Annotated in this window: 16 protein-coding genes and 1 tRNA gene; 10 read left to right on the plus strand and 7 right to left on the minus strand. The window is 49.1% G+C overall.

The features are described from left to right. The first annotated feature begins 15 nt into the window (after positions 1 to 15). The 3 genes from ACYU8Y_RS02355 (at position 16) to ACYU8Y_RS02365 (ending at position 2588) form a co-directional block, all read left to right on the plus strand. The gene (locus ACYU8Y_RS02355; RefSeq protein ID WP_460933803.1) at positions 16 to 1092 is read left to right on the plus strand and encodes an alpha/beta hydrolase family protein; all 1077 of its coding nucleotides are present in this window, start codon (positions 16 to 18) and stop codon (positions 1090 to 1092) included. 72 nt (positions 1093 to 1164) lie between these two features. Then, positions 1165 to 1545, plus strand: coding sequence for a response regulator (locus tag ACYU8Y_RS02360; RefSeq protein WP_460933805.1), 381 nt, complete (start codon positions 1165 to 1167; stop codon positions 1543 to 1545). Beyond that, on the plus strand, positions 1542 to 2588 hold the full coding sequence (locus ACYU8Y_RS02365) for an adenylate/guanylate cyclase domain-containing protein (RefSeq protein ID WP_460933807.1): 1047 nt from the start codon (positions 1542 to 1544) through the stop codon (positions 2586 to 2588). The genes ACYU8Y_RS02360 and ACYU8Y_RS02365 overlap by 4 nt, the downstream gene beginning before the upstream one ends. Positions 2589 to 2646: 58 nt before the next feature. Here ACYU8Y_RS02365 and ACYU8Y_RS02370 read toward each other — a convergent pair whose 3' ends face one another. The 3 genes from ACYU8Y_RS02370 to hemC are packed head-to-tail and all read right to left on the minus strand — an operon-like array spanning position 2647 to position 5270. Beyond that, positions 2647 to 3861 carry an ABC transporter permease gene (locus ACYU8Y_RS02370; RefSeq protein WP_460933809.1) on the minus strand — a complete coding sequence of 405 codons (1215 nt, stop codon included), beginning with the start codon at positions 3859 to 3861 and terminating at the stop codon, positions 2647 to 2649. Positions 3862 to 3906: 45 nt separating this feature from the next. Continuing rightward, positions 3907 to 4347, minus strand: a complete 441-nt coding sequence (locus tag ACYU8Y_RS02375) for a GNAT family N-acetyltransferase (RefSeq protein WP_460933811.1) — start codon at positions 4345 to 4347, stop codon at positions 3907 to 3909. Next, positions 4344 to 5270, minus strand: coding sequence for a hydroxymethylbilane synthase (hemC, locus tag ACYU8Y_RS02380; protein WP_460933813.1), 927 nt, complete (start codon positions 5268 to 5270; stop codon positions 4344 to 4346). The genes ACYU8Y_RS02375 and hemC overlap by 4 nt, the downstream gene beginning before the upstream one ends. A 19-nt stretch (positions 5271 to 5289) precedes the next feature. Here hemC and ACYU8Y_RS02385 point away from each other — a divergent pair, with 19 nt between their 5' ends. The 3 genes from ACYU8Y_RS02385 (at position 5290) to ACYU8Y_RS02395 (ending at position 6509) form a co-directional block, all read left to right on the plus strand. After that, positions 5290 to 5520 (plus strand): hypothetical protein, encoded by a 231-nt coding sequence (locus ACYU8Y_RS02385; protein WP_460933815.1) that lies wholly within the window; start codon positions 5290 to 5292, stop codon positions 5518 to 5520. A 33-nt stretch (positions 5521 to 5553) separates the two neighbouring features. Further along, the gene (locus tag ACYU8Y_RS02390; protein WP_460933817.1) at positions 5554 to 5961 is read left to right on the plus strand and encodes an Hsp20/alpha crystallin family protein; all 408 of its coding nucleotides are present in this window, start codon (positions 5554 to 5556) and stop codon (positions 5959 to 5961) included. Positions 5962 to 6296: 335 nt separating this feature from the next. Beyond that, the gene (locus tag ACYU8Y_RS02395; RefSeq protein ID WP_460933819.1) at positions 6297 to 6509 is read left to right on the plus strand and encodes a hypothetical protein; all 213 of its coding nucleotides are present in this window, start codon (positions 6297 to 6299) and stop codon (positions 6507 to 6509) included. Between the two features lie 16 nt (positions 6510 to 6525). Here the strand turns inward: ACYU8Y_RS02395 and ACYU8Y_RS02400 are convergent, their stop codons facing one another. The 4 genes from ACYU8Y_RS02400 to fabD form a co-directional block, all read right to left on the minus strand. Continuing rightward, positions 6526 to 6852: a hypothetical protein gene (locus ACYU8Y_RS02400; protein ID WP_460933821.1), complete on the minus strand. Its 327-nt coding sequence runs from the start codon at positions 6850 to 6852 to the stop codon at positions 6526 to 6528. A 117-nt stretch (positions 6853 to 6969) separates the two neighbouring features. After that, the gene (locus ACYU8Y_RS02405; RefSeq protein WP_460933823.1) at positions 6970 to 7524 is read right to left on the minus strand and encodes an RNA polymerase sigma factor; all 555 of its coding nucleotides are present in this window, start codon (positions 7522 to 7524) and stop codon (positions 6970 to 6972) included. A gap of 728 nt (positions 7525 to 8252) precedes the next feature. Then, positions 8253 to 8323, minus strand: a tRNA-Gln gene (locus ACYU8Y_RS02410). Between the two features lie 113 nt (positions 8324 to 8436). Further along, positions 8437 to 9327, minus strand: coding sequence for an ACP S-malonyltransferase (gene fabD / locus ACYU8Y_RS02415; protein WP_460933825.1), 891 nt, complete (start codon positions 9325 to 9327; stop codon positions 8437 to 8439). Positions 9328 to 9697: 370 nt separating this feature from the next. Here fabD and ACYU8Y_RS02420 point away from each other — a divergent pair, with 370 nt between their 5' ends. From ACYU8Y_RS02420 to ACYU8Y_RS02435, 4 genes are all read left to right on the plus strand, one after another. Beyond that, positions 9698 to 10393: a succinate dehydrogenase cytochrome b subunit gene (locus tag ACYU8Y_RS02420; protein WP_460933827.1), complete on the plus strand. Its 696-nt coding sequence runs from the start codon at positions 9698 to 9700 to the stop codon at positions 10391 to 10393. A gap of 113 nt (positions 10394 to 10506) precedes the next feature. After that, positions 10507 to 12444 carry a fumarate reductase/succinate dehydrogenase flavoprotein subunit gene (locus ACYU8Y_RS02425; protein ID WP_460933829.1) on the plus strand — a complete coding sequence of 646 codons (1938 nt, stop codon included), beginning with the start codon at positions 10507 to 10509 and terminating at the stop codon, positions 12442 to 12444. Between the two features lie 80 nt (positions 12445 to 12524). Beyond that, positions 12525 to 13283 carry a succinate dehydrogenase/fumarate reductase iron-sulfur subunit gene (locus ACYU8Y_RS02430; protein ID WP_460933831.1) on the plus strand — a complete coding sequence of 253 codons (759 nt, stop codon included), beginning with the start codon at positions 12525 to 12527 and terminating at the stop codon, positions 13281 to 13283. 143 nt (positions 13284 to 13426) lie between these two features. Beyond that, complete coding sequence (locus ACYU8Y_RS02435; protein ID WP_460933833.1) at positions 13427 to 13915, plus strand: GtrA family protein; 489 nt, start codon at positions 13427 to 13429, stop codon at positions 13913 to 13915. The last annotated feature ends 66 nt before the right edge of the window (positions 13916 to 13981 follow it).

Raw genomic sequence — 13981 nt, forward strand, 5'->3', positions numbered from 1 at the left:
ACCATTCATCAGGCAATGCATAAACTGTACACCATTCTTCTCTTCTTCGTTGTTCATTGGGCCGCCTTTGGCCAAAGTACCGCACCGAGCTTGTTAACAACACCCGGGGGCACGGCGTCCGCTTCGCCCACCGACCTGAACGAACGGGTTCGGCTGCTCGAAGAAAACCTTCGGTTTGCTAATCAGGCGTTAGCCAAAACAGTCGATGATCTGCTCTGGTATCAGAAACTAGGTGATGTTGCAACCATCGACAAAGTTCGCTACGGCAGTAAACCGCCCCACGTTATTAAAAATCCGACGGGGCAGGGGGCAACCAATCCGGTCGTTATTCCAGCGTACACCTTTCTGCCGAAGAAGTTTGCCTCGGCAAAAAAGCTGCCACTTCTTATTTTTGTCCATGATGGCATTCATGGTGATTTTAGTACCCTATATGCCCATGTTGTGCGCGAGTTGCTGGATCAGGGTTATCTGATCATGGCACCCGAATACCGCGGAACAGCGGGCTATGGTGGCGAGTTTTACCGTCAAATCGACTATGGCGATTACGAAAATGACGACGTACTAGCCGGAAAACGCTGGGCCGTGGAGAACATGCCGCAGGTTGATCCGGACCGCGTGGGCATCATCGGCTGGAGTCATGGCGGTATGATTTCGCTGATGAATATTTTTGACCATCCTGACGATTATAAAGTGGCCTATGCCGGTGTGCCGGTCACCGACATCATTGCCCGATTGGGGTATAAACCCCAGAGTTACCGCACGCTGTTTTCGGAAGCTACCCACATCGGGAAAGACCCGTCCGACAACGTAGCTGAGTATCGCCGTCGGTCGCCGGTCTGGAACGCCCAGAAGCTGAAAACGCCGTTGCTGATTCACACCAACACGAATGACGAAGACGTAAACGTACTGGAAGTGGAGTCGCTCATCAACGCGTTGAAAGCGCATGACAAAAAATTTGAGTACAAAATTTATCAGGATGCGCCGGGTGGACATAGTTTTAACCGGCTCGATACCAGACTTGCCCGCGATTCGCGGGAGGAGATTTACAAGTTTCTGGCTCGGTATCTGACTCCGCCGGGTGCTGCCCGATAAAGCGCAAGCAAGGTCGCTGCGTAGCGGCATGGGGCAAAATGTTCTATCTTTGGTTTACATCCCTTCCTGTTTATGATGAAAGTTTTAGTGGTTGACGACGAAACAGATGTAAAGGACTTGTTTCTCCAGCGGTTCCGTCGGGAAATCCGTAACGCCGAATTTCAGTTAGCCTTTGCCAACTCGGGCGAAGAGGCCCTTAACTATTTAGCCAGTCATACATCGGAGGTTATCCTGATCCTGTCCGACATTAACATGCCGGGTATGAGCGGGTTTGAACTTTTGCGCCATATTCGCCAGGATTTTCAGGCCCCCCCGGCTCCGGTTGTGATGATGATTACGGCCTACGGAGACCCCGAATCGCAGGCGCAGGCCGTAACACTGGGGGCTAATGATTTTCTGACGAAACCCCTCGATTTTACACTTCTCAAACAAAAACTTCACGATTTAACATGAAGGCCAAAATATTGGTGGTCGACGACGAGACGGATCTTGAGCTACTTATCAAGCAGAAATTTCGACGGCAGATACGGGAAAAACAATACGAATTCGTTTTTGCACACGATGGTGTAGATGCCCTGAATACCCTTTCTCAACAGCCCGATGTCGACATGGTATTAACTGACATCAACATGCCCGGTATGGATGGGCTAACGTTGTTGGTTAAACTGCACGAGAACAATCCGATGCTAAAAGCCGTCATTGTGTCGGCTTATGGCGATATGGACAATATTCGTACGGCCATGAACCGGGGCGCTTTCGATTTTGTAACGAAGCCCGTCAATTTCGAAGACCTGGAGTTGACCATGAAAAAAACGATGGAGTATATCATGCAACTCCGTCAGACGCTTCAGGCCATAAAAGAGAATAATATTCTGCGGATGTACGTGGATGAGTCGGTGCTGACATTTATGAACCGATCGGAGTTCGAAACGTCTTTATCGGCTAGCGAAACGGTCGTAGCCACGGCCGTTTTCATCGACATCTGCGGGTTTACCGCCATTGCCGAGCGTGAATCGGCGGATACCGTTGTGCGGCTGTTGAACCGATACTTCGATGTCATTGTCAAGGAGATCATTGCGCAGGGAGGCTACGTCGACAAGTTTATGGGCGATGCCGTAATGGCCGTTTTTCGGGGAGATTACCACTTCGACCGGGCTATTGAAGCGGCTCTGGCAGCTCGGGCGCAGGTGGCCAAGCTCGAAGATAATCTGCCCAATCACGCCAATTATCACCCGCAAATATCAATTGGTATCAATACCGGCGAAATGGTGTCGGGCAATATTGGGTCGGCCACGCTCCGCCGACTGGATTATACGGTTATCGGCGATGCGGTCAACATGGCCCAGCGTCTGCAATCGGTAGCCCAACCGGGTCAAATTGTCATTGTCGAATCAGCTCAGAAGCAAATCGCCGAGTCATTCGCAAGTGAACGCATTGGTGAGGTAACGCTCAAGAATAAGTCGGCTCCCGTCGTGATATACAATGTAGTAGGGTAAGTGATGAAAGAGGTAGCCTCTGATCAAACCAGTTGTCACACATCCTACATCACTTTTGTTAGTCTTCCGCCAGGGTTCGTGAGATATTCATTCTGTATACGCCCAGCGCCGGGAGGGCTGCCGCCAGGAGACCAATGAGAATGGCAACGCCCAGCAAAATCCACTCTTCGGGCAGAATCGTGAAGGCGGCCAAATTGTAATGGTATTCAGACGAGACGCTGTTTGAGAACAGCCATAAACCAAGGCGGCTGAAAAGAACACCCAGAACAAATCCAATAAGCGCTAGTACTAATCCTTCGAGCAGCAACATACCAAAGAGTTGTACACGAGTAGCGCCCATCGATAGCATGAGGGCCATTTCGTAGCGCCTTTCCTTCAACGAGTTATAGAGCGATACAAACACGCTGATGCCCGAAATAAGCATGATAACCGCGGCCAGCCCCCGCAGGGTTTCAACGCCAACGCCGAGTAGGGAAAACAACCGGTTGATCTCGATATTGGGCAGGGCCGCCTGAAGTTTAGAATTACTGTTGATGCCTCGGGCCAGCATCATGCCCATCGGGTTCCGAAACTTGATGAGCATGCTGGTTATTTCCTTTGGTGCTTCCTCGTGCTCTTCCTCTTCGTGCGCTTCACCGGCTTCGTGGTGCTCCTCATGGTGTTCATGAATGGCCCAAACGCTCGATAAAGGCGTTAGAATAAGCTGATCGGCCACGGTGTTTGTCGGGCTCAGGATACCTACTACTTTGTATTTTGTGTCGGCATGCACGTCGCCGTCCTTATCCAGCCCGTGCGATCCGGCGAAGGTATCGCCAATCTTCAGGCCTGTTACAGCTGCCACCCGTGGCCCAATGACGGTCTCCAAATCCTGCTGGAATAGTTTTCCCTGTGCTACGGTAGCCCCAAAGTGATCGATGTATTTTTTATTAGTGCCAACGATCCGGAATGACTGATAATTATCGCCCATCGACAGCGGAATGGCCGTTTTGATCATCGGATTGCGTGTCAGGCGCTCCGCTTCCTCAAGGGGCATGTTCCCCGTTGGCGAATCGATTTGATAGATGCTGGATAAAATCAGCTGGAGCGGGCTTCCTTTGGCGCCCAGTACCATATCGATCCCTTTGATATTCTTGCGGAACTGGTCGTCTAACTGCTTATTGAGGAGCAGCAACAGCGAAATAATGGTGATGCCGAATGTCATGAGAAGCCCACTCAGAAAACTGCTCAGGGGTTTGTCTCTAAGATTACTCCAACTAATTCGGAACAGATTCATGGTAGCAGGTTAAAACAGAAGAGTGAAAACAGCTAGTGCAAAATACTACAGTAAATCCAGTTTAAAATGGTGACTGGTTATATTAAATCCTTTGTTCAGATAGAGCCGGTGGGCATCATAACGGGCCGGATTCTGACCCGAGTCGAGCGACACACACTGGCAGCCGGTCTGTCGAGCCTGATCCACGACGAAATCGACCAAGGCGCTGGCATATCCTTTTCCCCGCGCCGTGGGCAGCGTCGACAAATCGTCGATATAAATCGTCTTGCCACTGTACAGGAAATTCAGCGTTCGGTACCCCATTACGGCGGGTGCTGGGGCGGATGGGTCATCCCCTGCAATAAAAGCCAGCACAAAGCCCTCATTGGCTTGCTGAAAGCGAATTTGCTCGAAAGCCTGCTCGGGCGTCAGGTGTGGGCGAAGCGCCAGCATCGCGGGTAAACAACGGCGGATGTCTTCGTCAGACTGGGCAATGGTAGGAATCATAGGTGTGCACGGATATCTTGTAACAATATATCACCACCGCGTGCCAGAATGGCTTCGGCTAGGGAGTGACCAATCAAGGGTGATTCGTTTGGATCGCCGGCGAAGGTGTCCCGAATCAACTCACGACCATCCAGACTCACCAGCCCACCCGTCAGGCTAATGGTGTTCTCGTCCGTCCATTGAGCCAGCGCGAAAGAGGGAATGCTACAACCGCCTTCCAGCCTGGCCAGAAAGGCCCGTTCGGCACGCAGGCAGGCCGCTGTCGGATCGTGATTGACGAGCTGGATAATAGCCTCGCCCACTTCACTGTTCAGGGACATTGCCACTTCAACTGCGATACTCCCCTGGGCAACGGCAGGCGTGAATTCAGTAAGGGGCAACCGCTCGATAATCAAATCATCGTACCCCATGCGGTGAACTCCCGCGTAGGCCAGCAGAAGTGCGTCGCACTGCCCGTCGTCGAGTTTACGAAGCCGCGTCTGTAGATTGCCTCGCATATCGACGGTGGTTACGTGCGGACAATAATGCTTGAGCATGGCCACCCGCCGGGTAGACGAGGTGCCAATTCGAAACGATTCTCCGCTGGTAAGCGAAAGACTTTTATTTCGGCTAACCAGCACATCGTTGGCGGGTTCGCGCTCGGTAAAGGCAATGATATGTAAATCAGACGGTAGAGTCGAGGGCAGGTCTTTCGCGCTATGAACGGCAATGTCAATGGCTCCTGTCCGGAGTTGATCTTCCAGTTCCTGTGTAAAAACGCCCTTGCTACCAATCTTCGCCAGTGACCGATCGAGTACCAGATCGCCTTTCGTTTCAATAAGAACCAACTCGGAGGTTAGCCCTCCTTCCTGCAGCAACGATTGTATATGTTCTGCTTGCCAAACCGCCAGGCGGCTGCTTCGAGTGCCAATTCTAATATGCATGATTTGACAAAGGTACGGCATGAAAACCGGCTTTCCGTTATTCAGAGGCATTGTGGCAATGTGTAGAAAGACAACCACATACAGACCACAAATCGCAACACTACTGGGTTGGCGTGAATATGTTGCAAAAAATGGCAAAACAGGGGCCAGTCGTGTCAAAACGGCATTGTTTAGCCAGAATGAACCCTATTTTGCTGACAAGCTGGCTGGAAAATTTAGGGTTGGCTCATTAGGCACGAGGTTTGTTTAAGAACTGGTAATAGAATAGTAAACAACATCCACGATGAAAGCGATAGAAAATGTGTTTCAGGGAACAGGCGGTCAAATCGACTTGCTGAATACGCTCTATGGTGGTTCGACGCAAACGACCATGAATGTTGAGCGCGAAGATGAGCGCCTGGTAATTACCCTGTCTGCTCCCGGCGTAAGCGCCAATTCGTTTAATGTGCTGGTCGAGGGCAACAAACTCGTTCTCTATACCTTATTGGTCAGCACATCCAACCAGTCTGTGGCAGACGGTGCTAGCCAGCGTTTGGCAGTACCTATGTTCCTGCGGGTTTTGGATATTCCAGCCTTCGTTGATGTCGATTCGATCGACGCCGTTCACGAACATGGTCAGGTAATGGTTATGCTGCCATTTAAAGATAAAGAGCACATGCACCGTCGGATTGACATTAAAAACCTTTTTTAAGGCCAATTGCCGTATTTCCTTCCGGGGCCACAAACTTGGTCCTGTAGCCTATAGATGAGTCCGAAGCCGCTTTTACGAAAGCGGCTTTATAATTTTTCGGGCAACTACAAAAAATCCCGCTGATTCAGATCAGCGGGATTTTTTGTACAGAGTCTGTTGAGTATGAATGGCGTTTAATCCTTTTGTGATGTTGATACTGTTTTTACTATACCGTACCGATGTTGTAATTTGCCGTTATGAAACAGTCAGCCAATCGCGTGCTTGTGTCACTATTTGTTTTAACCGTACTGGGCTGTGGGACTAAGCCGTTAGACAAAAAATACCGTAGCCAAACCATGTGGTACGACATACGGGTAGGGTCGAGTACAAAAAATGATTCGATCAATCACGAGCTCTGCCGACTGGCTGTGGCTGAAAATACCAAGCATGGGCTGAAGAATGAGGACTTGACGTACCAGGAGTTGATCGATCATGGCTATGAATTGTTGGCAAAAACCCATTCGGAGGCCTATGCCGATAGCCTACGGGAAATCTACCGTAAGCCCTGAAAAGCCACCCTTTGTCTTATGAGTCAGCTCGTAGAATACGCTCGATCTCTGCGGCTTTCTCCTGCAAGTTGCTCAGCTTTACGCGTCTGTTCTCAATCGAGTCTGCACTATCCCATTCCGTAGGCGAAAAATAAATCAAGTCAGCATCGCTTTCTCCATGTGCCAGGTTGTACGCGTTCACTTCGGCCTGCGTTTGTGCCTTTGGGTAAACCGGTAGTTCATCGGCAAAGACTTTGATGGACGTGAACAAGGTTGATATCGTTTCGTTGTCGGCACTTGGAGTCAATTTGAGAAATTCATTGATTGCCTGATACAGGTCCTGCTTGACGGTTTCGTTATCCATGCGTTTGGCTGGGCTCTAATGTGAGCCTATTACACGTAACAGGAAATACGAATGGATGTTAGACAATTTTTACGGCAAGCCCCAACTGATTTACAACGAATAGAGCGAACCCGGAAATTACTCCTGGTAAGCAACGGCGTCGTAGAGTTGCCGAACTTTATCCCGCGACCGTTTTAGGCGCATCTTCACCGCACTCTCTTTGATATTAAGGTGAGCTGAGATCTGTTGAATATTCATGCCTTGCTGGTATTTCAGGCGTAGCAGGTCAGCGTCCTGCGGAGACAGGGTATCCATAGCTTTGGCCAGATCGCGCAGTTGCTCTTCCTGTGGCGCATAATCGTCCGTATCTACATACTGGCTGGTCAGCGTATCGTCTAGTGACGTTGTGTTTAGTCGATTTGATAATTTGATCTGATCCAGGCAATAATTAAAGGAAATAGAATATAGCCAGGTCGAAAAAGTTGAGCGTTCTTGAAAACGATCCAGGCGGGCAAACGTGCGAATGAAAATATCGTGGGTAAAGTCTTCGGCTTTTTCGGCGTCTTTGGTCATCGACAAACACCGGTTGTAGACTTTACTGACATAACGGTTGTAGAGTGTTTCAAAACAGGCAGTAGGATCAGTGGGCAGATACTGTCTGATCAGTTCTTCATCATTAATTTGAGATCTCATTTTTCGCTTATTTATGGGCCTGGTAGACCGACTTCTTTCGAAATCGGTTTGGTAGTGCAAATTTGCTTCTTTGTCATCTCTTCGTAAACTATATTCGATGAAGTGCATATTTTGCACGTTTTTTGGTAATGAAGCATGCTTTGGGCCAGCAAAATGTCTCTATTGAGATGCTCTTGAGGAAATAAACAAGGAGAAAAAGCCGTGTCTAACAAAAAATCAGGTCACCCTAAACTAGGATGACCTGACGAAAACAAAATAAAACACGCCAAGGCTCTGTGAGCCCCAGCAGGCTGATAACAGGCCATTGACCGACTGGCTTTTTATAGTTAGAGAATGTGCTTTTAGCTTATACCTAAAGATGGACAATTCAGCTGACAAAAGCCATAACGCTAGCGTATAGAGCCGATAAGCTACCTATAAAAACCACAGTGATGCCGGGTAGTAGAGCCGAGATCACCTGTTACACGTATGATCGTGGTAATGCCATAAAAACAGAGCAGACGATCAATCCTACATACAGCAAAGTACAAACCATCCAGTATCGGCACGACGATAAGCCAAACCTTACCTTCGGCTTGCTAATTGGGACGCCCAATTTAATAACGATCTGGAAGGGTTTCCGGAGAAAGACTATATACTTTTCCTACAAGCCACTTAGTACAGGAGACAAACCGTAAAAAGAAAAACCGCTTAATTAACGGATATCCAGTTAATCAAGCGGTTTTCTGTAGTCCGAGAAGGATTCGAACCTCCACAAACAGAACCAAAATCTGTCGTACTACCCTTATACTATCGGACTGTTTTGTAATTGCGAGTGCAAAGGTAATTAATGGATGAGGTTAAAAACAAATAGCTGCCTAAAAAAAACAGCATTTTTACGCAGCTATTTAGATTTCTATTGATTATCAAGCACTATACGCTCACTGCCGGAGTCGCCGAACTGATCTTTTTAATCAATCCCTGCAACACCTTGCCTGGCCCGCACTCATAAAATTCGGTAGCGCCATCGGCAACCATCTGCTCAACGGACTGCGTCCAGCGAACCGGTGAGGTTAATTGAGCAATCAGATTAGCTTTTAACTGTTGCGGGTCAGTTACCGCAATGGCATTCACATTTTGGTAAACTGGGTAACGGGGGGCGTTGAAAGGCATGTTTTGAACGGCTTCGGCAAACTCAGTTTGGGCAGGCTCCATAAAGGGAGAGTGAAAGGCTCCACTCACGGCCAGCGGTACAACCCGTTTAGCCCCGGCCGCTTTCAGACGCTCTTCGGCCAATTTTATGCCTGCTACACTTCCTGAAATAACTACCTGACCGGGGCAGTTGTAGTTGGCAGGAACAACAATTTCTTCGGTAATTTCCCCGCAAACCCTCTCAATTACGTCATCGGCAAGGCCTAATACCGCTGCCATCGTCGATGGAACCAGGTCACATGCACGCTGCATGGCCGTTGCGCGAACAGATGCCAGTCTCAGGCCATCTTCGAACGACAGAACACCGGCCGCCGTAAGGGCAGATAGTTCACCCAACGAGTGACCCGCCACCATCGAAACATCGGACCGATCCGGCGCGAACGATTCGTTCGTTAATGCGCGTACGACACCGTGCAGAAAAACTGCCGGTTGCGTATAAATCGTTTGTTTCAGGTCTTCGTCGGAGCCTTCAAACATGATGTTGGTGAGGCTGTAGCCCAACACGTCATTAGCTTGCTCGAACAACAAACGGGCCGCGTCGGACTGTTGATAGAGGTCTTGGCCCATACCCCGAAATTGAGAACCCTGACCCGGAAATACGTATGCTTTCATATAGGAGATAAATCGGTCGAAGAGTGCAAAATAGCTGGATAATTATGGTTGTTCAAAAAGGAGTCAATAAGTTCGCCAGTATGTTGCTGATAATGAGATGGTTTTCTGTGGCCGTCTTTTTATTTGCCTGACTTGTGTTGACGATGCATAAGGTACCGAATTAAAAACAGGACTAAACGAACAATCAAGTAACACCGGCTGTTCTCAAATTAGGCTATTTATGTAATTTATATAGCCTGTAAATAAGTTATAAAATGGGTGATAGTAGCGCTTAATGTTGTTTCCATCGGGTTTGTGCTTTAGCTTTGAAGCGTCGTTTAAACCGGCTTTTTTTCAATCATTTACACTATAATTTCGTGTCGTTCACCGTATGGCTTGGGTAACACAAACTCTGTCCAGCTCCCTCGGCCGCAAGGTCATAATGTCGCTGACGGGACTGTTTTTAAGTTCTTTTTTAGTTATACACATGGCTGGTAATCTCCAGCTGTTCAAGGGTGATGGCGGTAGAGCCTTCAATGAGTATACGTACTTCATGACGCATAATCCTGTCATTATGACCGTGTCGTACCTGCTTTACACCTCCATTCTGGTGCATGCGCTGATGGCCTTTGTTCTTACCCGCCACAACCAGTCGTCACGGCCGGTTAAGTACGCGTATAGCAAGCCGGAAGCGAACAGCGACTGGTCGTCGCGCAACATGGGTATTCTGGGCACGATTCTGTTGCTGTTCATCATCATTCACATGCGTACGTTCTGGTACGAAATGCACTTTGGATCGGTTCCGATGGCCGAGTACGATGGCAAGCAGTATAAAGATCTCTATTCAGTAGTGAAAGTGGCCTTTGGTGAACTGTGGTACGTTGTGCTGTATGTTATCTGTATGGTAGCTGTTGGTTATCACCTGGCGCATGGTTTCCAGAGTGGTTTCCAAACACTCGGTGTCCGGCACAAAAAATACACGCCCCTCATTGAAATGATTGGCAAGTATTTCTTCGCCATAATTATTCCGGCGGCTTTTGCAGCCATGCCGATTTACGTGTATTTACAGGTTCATCACATCATTTAAAGTCGAATGAATGAAAGACTGCATGAGCGAGAAAATGGAAATTATCTACGCTTCACTCGTTTACCGCTCCGACGGACCAGTCTTTCGCTCTTTCGCTCTTTCGCTCTTTAAATATGCAACTGGAATCTAAACTCCCCGCAGGTCCTTTAGCCGAAAAATGGGCACGGCAGAAGTTTTCCCTAAAACTGGTTAACCCAGCTAACAAGCGGAAATACGATATTATCGTTGTCGGCACGGGCCTTGCCGGTGCATCGGCGGCTGCGTCTCTGGCCGAATTAGGCTATAATGTAAAAGCATTTTGTTTCCAGGATAGCCCTCGCCGGGCGCACTCGATTGCGGCTCAGGGTGGAATCAATGCGGCCAAAAATTACCAGAACGATGGTGACAGTGTGTTCCGGTTATTCTACGACACCATCAAAGGCGGTGACTATCGGGCTCGTGAAGCAAACGTTCACCGGCTGGCCGAAGTCAGTGTCAATATCATTGACCAATGCGTAGCGCAGGGCGTTCCCTTTGCGCGAGAGTACGGGGGGACCCTGGCTAACCGCTCTTTTGGTGGTGCACAGGTATCGCGTACGTTCTATGCCCGTGGACAGACGGGGCAGCAGCTACTGTTGGGTGCTTATTCGGCGTTGAGTCGTCAGGTAGCCAACGGCAAAGTGAAGCTGTACCCACGGACTGAAATGCTCGATCTGGTGATCGAAGGGGGCAAAGCACGGGGTATTGTAACCCGGAACCTGATCACCGGTAAAATTGAGTCGCATTCGGGTCATGCCGTGTTACTCTGTACCGGTGGCTATGGTAACGTATTCTACTTATCGACAAACGCGATGGGTAGCAACGTGACCGCTGCCTGGCGTGCTCACAAAAAGGGCGCATACTTTGCTAACCCCTGCTTTACACAGATTCACCCTACCTGTATCCCTGTATCGGGTCATTACCAATCCAAGCTGACACTTATGTCAGAATCGCTGCGGAACGACGGTCGGGTATGGGCACCTAAATCGAAGGAAGATGCCCGGCGAATTCAGAAAGGCGAACTGAAGCCAACCGATTTGGCCGAAGATGCTCGCGATTACTTCCTGGAGCGCCGTTATCCCGCTTTCGGTAACCTCGTACCGCGTGACGTAGCTTCCCGGAACGCGAAGAATATGTGCGACGAAGGGCGTGGGGTGAGTAAAACGGGATTGGCTGTCTATCTGGACTTTGCCGATGCTATCAAGCGCGACGGTCAGAAAACGATCGAAGCCAAATACGGTAACCTCTTCGAGATGTATGAAAAAATCACCGGCGAAAATCCTTATGAAACGCCGATGATGATTTACCCCGCTGTTCACTACACGATGGGCGGTTTATGGGTAGATTACAACCTGATGACGACCATTCCTGGCCTGTATGCGCTGGGTGAAGCAAACTTCTCTGATCATGGTGCTAACCGGCTTGGTGCTTCGGCGCTGATGCAAGGTTTGGCGGATGGTTATTTCGTGATTCCCTACACCGTGGGCGATTACCTGGCTACAATCGGGCCTGCCGACAAAATACCCGTTGACGCTCCTGCATTCAAAGAAGCCGAAAAGAAAATCCACGATCAGGTCAACAAACTGTTATCCATCAAAGGCGAACGGCCAGTTGATGACCTGCACAAGGAACTAGGCCACATCATGTGGGAGTACTGTGGTATGTCGCGGAATGCAGAAGGACTGAAAATTGCCAAACAAAAGATTCAGGCGCTGAAGAAGGAGTTCTGGACGAACGTGAAAGTACTGGGCGATTCGGAAGAGATGAACCAGGCGTTGGAGCAGGCAGGACGTGTGGCGGATTTTATCGAGCTTGGCGAACTGATGGTCGACGACGCTCTGAACCGCAACGAATCCTGCGGAGGGCACTTCCGGGAGGAGTTTCAAACGCCCGATGGAGAAGCCCTGCGCGACGACGCCAACTATGCCTACGTGGCGGCCTGGGAGTATCAGGGGGAAGGTCAACCTGAGCTGCTCAATAAGGAAATTCTTGAGTTTGAGAACGTTAAACTAACACAGCGTAGTTATAAATAACAGTTCGTGGTTTGTTGGGTGCGGTTTCCGGCTGCTGGCAGCTAAGCGCACACCCGACAAACCACCAACCACGAACTATCATGAAGATTAACCTAAAAGTCTGGAGACAGAAAAATAGTAATACCGACGGTAAGTTAGTAGAATATCACCTGGACGAGGTGTCGGAAGATATGTCGTTTCTGGAGATGTTCGATGTGCTAAACGACTCACTGACCCGTAAAGGGGAAGATCCCGTCACCTTCGATCACGATTGCCGGGAAGGTATCTGCGGTATGTGTTCGATGTATATTAACGGTCGTGCACACGGGCCGCAAACGGGGGCTACCACCTGCCAGCTACACATGCGTTCGTTCAATGACGGCGACACCATTGTGGTTGAGCCCTGGCGGGCACGAGCCTTTCCCGTAATCAAAGACCTGATGGTCGACCGGGCGGCTTTTGACCGGGTCATTCAGGCCGGGGGGTATGTTTCGGTAAATACCGGTTCAGCACCCGACGCCAATGAGATTCTTGTGCCTCGCACGATTGCCGATGAGGCTATGGACGCAGCTGCCTGCATTGGGTGTGGTGCTTGTGTAGCTGCCTGCAAAAATGCATCGGCTATGCTCTTTGTTTCGGCAAAAGTATCGCAATTGGCCATTCTGCCACAAGGGCATTCGGAACACAAAGAGCGGGCCGAACGCATGGTTGCTCAAATGGACGCCGAAGGTTTTGGTGCATGCTCGTTTACGGGTGCCTGCTCCGTTGAGTGCCCAAAATCAATTTCGCTCGATCACATTGCTCGCCTGAACCGCGAATACCTCGGCGCGAAATTGTCGTCGGAAAACGTACAGGGATAGTTTCGAGGGAATAATCAGCCAAAAAAAAGTCCGGCCTTCTCAGGAAAGCCGGACTTTTTTTTGATGTAGTTATTGGATTCCTGTATGGTCACATACCGATTAATGGGAAATGACATTTAGCTTTGCCCCCTTATTAGTAAATTATGGCAGGTGGGCTTTTTAATCGCAGGGATATCCTTGCGTACTTTATCGTTGCTGCAATCGGGGCTACAGTACAGCTTATAGCGGGCAGTTTATTTCAGGAATGGTTTCAACTAAGTTATCAGCAGGCGTTACTGGCAGGTTATGTAATTGCTTTTGTAGCAGGCTTTTTCCTGACAAAACTCTTTGCTTTCAACGCGAAGAATTCGGCTAAAACGCAACGGGAAGCGGTCAAATTTACACTCGTATCGATTATCTCCTGCTTAATAACCGTGTATGGTGCCTCCTTTCTCTATGACTTTTCCGTACAGCAATTTCAGATTGCCACTGTCATCATTCCGTTTTCCGTGAAGGCCGTAAATCTGAACAAACTTATCGCGCATACGACGGGTATGGGATTAAGTTTCATCAGCAATTATGTGTTGCACAAATCGTTTACGTTTCGCAATACAGGTTTCTATGAACGGCTGAAAAAGTTGCTGAATCTGTAGTTTGTCACTGCCACATGGCCCCTTATTGTTTCTGAAAAAACGGTGCTTCTTTAGCCGACAAAGTTG

It is taken from the genome of Spirosoma humi (assembly GCF_054776575.1).

Coding starts and splice junctions, on each gene's coding strand:
- ACYU8Y_RS02400 (WP_460933821.1), bottom strand. CDS start 6,852: ATGGATAACGAAACCGTCAAGCAGGACCTGTATCAGGCAATCAATGAA.
- ACYU8Y_RS02425 (WP_460933829.1), top strand. CDS start 10,507: ATGCAACTGGAATCTAAACTCCCCGCAGGTCCTTTAGCCGAAAAATGG.
- ACYU8Y_RS02385 (WP_460933815.1), top strand. CDS start 5,290: ATGAAAACCGGCTTTCCGTTATTCAGAGGCATTGTGGCAATGTGTAGA.
- ACYU8Y_RS02375 (WP_460933811.1), bottom strand. CDS start 4,347: ATGATTCCTACCATTGCCCAGTCTGACGAAGACATCCGCCGTTGTTTA.
- ACYU8Y_RS02405 (WP_460933823.1), bottom strand. CDS start 7,524: ATGAGATCTCAAATTAATGATGAAGAACTGATCAGACAGTATCTGCCC.
- ACYU8Y_RS02370 (WP_460933809.1), bottom strand. CDS start 3,861: ATGAATCTGTTCCGAATTAGTTGGAGTAATCTTAGAGACAAACCCCTG.
- ACYU8Y_RS02365 (WP_460933807.1), top strand. CDS start 1,542: ATGAAGGCCAAAATATTGGTGGTCGACGACGAGACGGATCTTGAGCTA.
- ACYU8Y_RS02395 (WP_460933819.1), top strand. CDS start 6,297: ATGTGGTACGACATACGGGTAGGGTCGAGTACAAAAAATGATTCGATC.
- ACYU8Y_RS02430 (WP_460933831.1), top strand. CDS start 12,525: ATGAAGATTAACCTAAAAGTCTGGAGACAGAAAAATAGTAATACCGAC.
- hemC (WP_460933813.1), bottom strand. CDS start 5,270: ATGCATATTAGAATTGGCACTCGAAGCAGCCGCCTGGCGGTTTGGCAA.
- ACYU8Y_RS02360 (WP_460933805.1), top strand. CDS start 1,165: ATGATGAAAGTTTTAGTGGTTGACGACGAAACAGATGTAAAGGACTTG.
- ACYU8Y_RS02435 (WP_460933833.1), top strand. CDS start 13,427: ATGGCAGGTGGGCTTTTTAATCGCAGGGATATCCTTGCGTACTTTATC.
- fabD (WP_460933825.1), bottom strand. CDS start 9,327: ATGAAAGCATACGTATTTCCGGGTCAGGGTTCTCAATTTCGGGGTATG.
- ACYU8Y_RS02355 (WP_460933803.1), top strand. CDS start 16: ATGCATAAACTGTACACCATTCTTCTCTTCTTCGTTGTTCATTGGGCC.
- ACYU8Y_RS02390 (WP_460933817.1), top strand. CDS start 5,554: ATGAAAGCGATAGAAAATGTGTTTCAGGGAACAGGCGGTCAAATCGAC.
- ACYU8Y_RS02420 (WP_460933827.1), top strand. CDS start 9,698: ATGGCTTGGGTAACACAAACTCTGTCCAGCTCCCTCGGCCGCAAGGTC.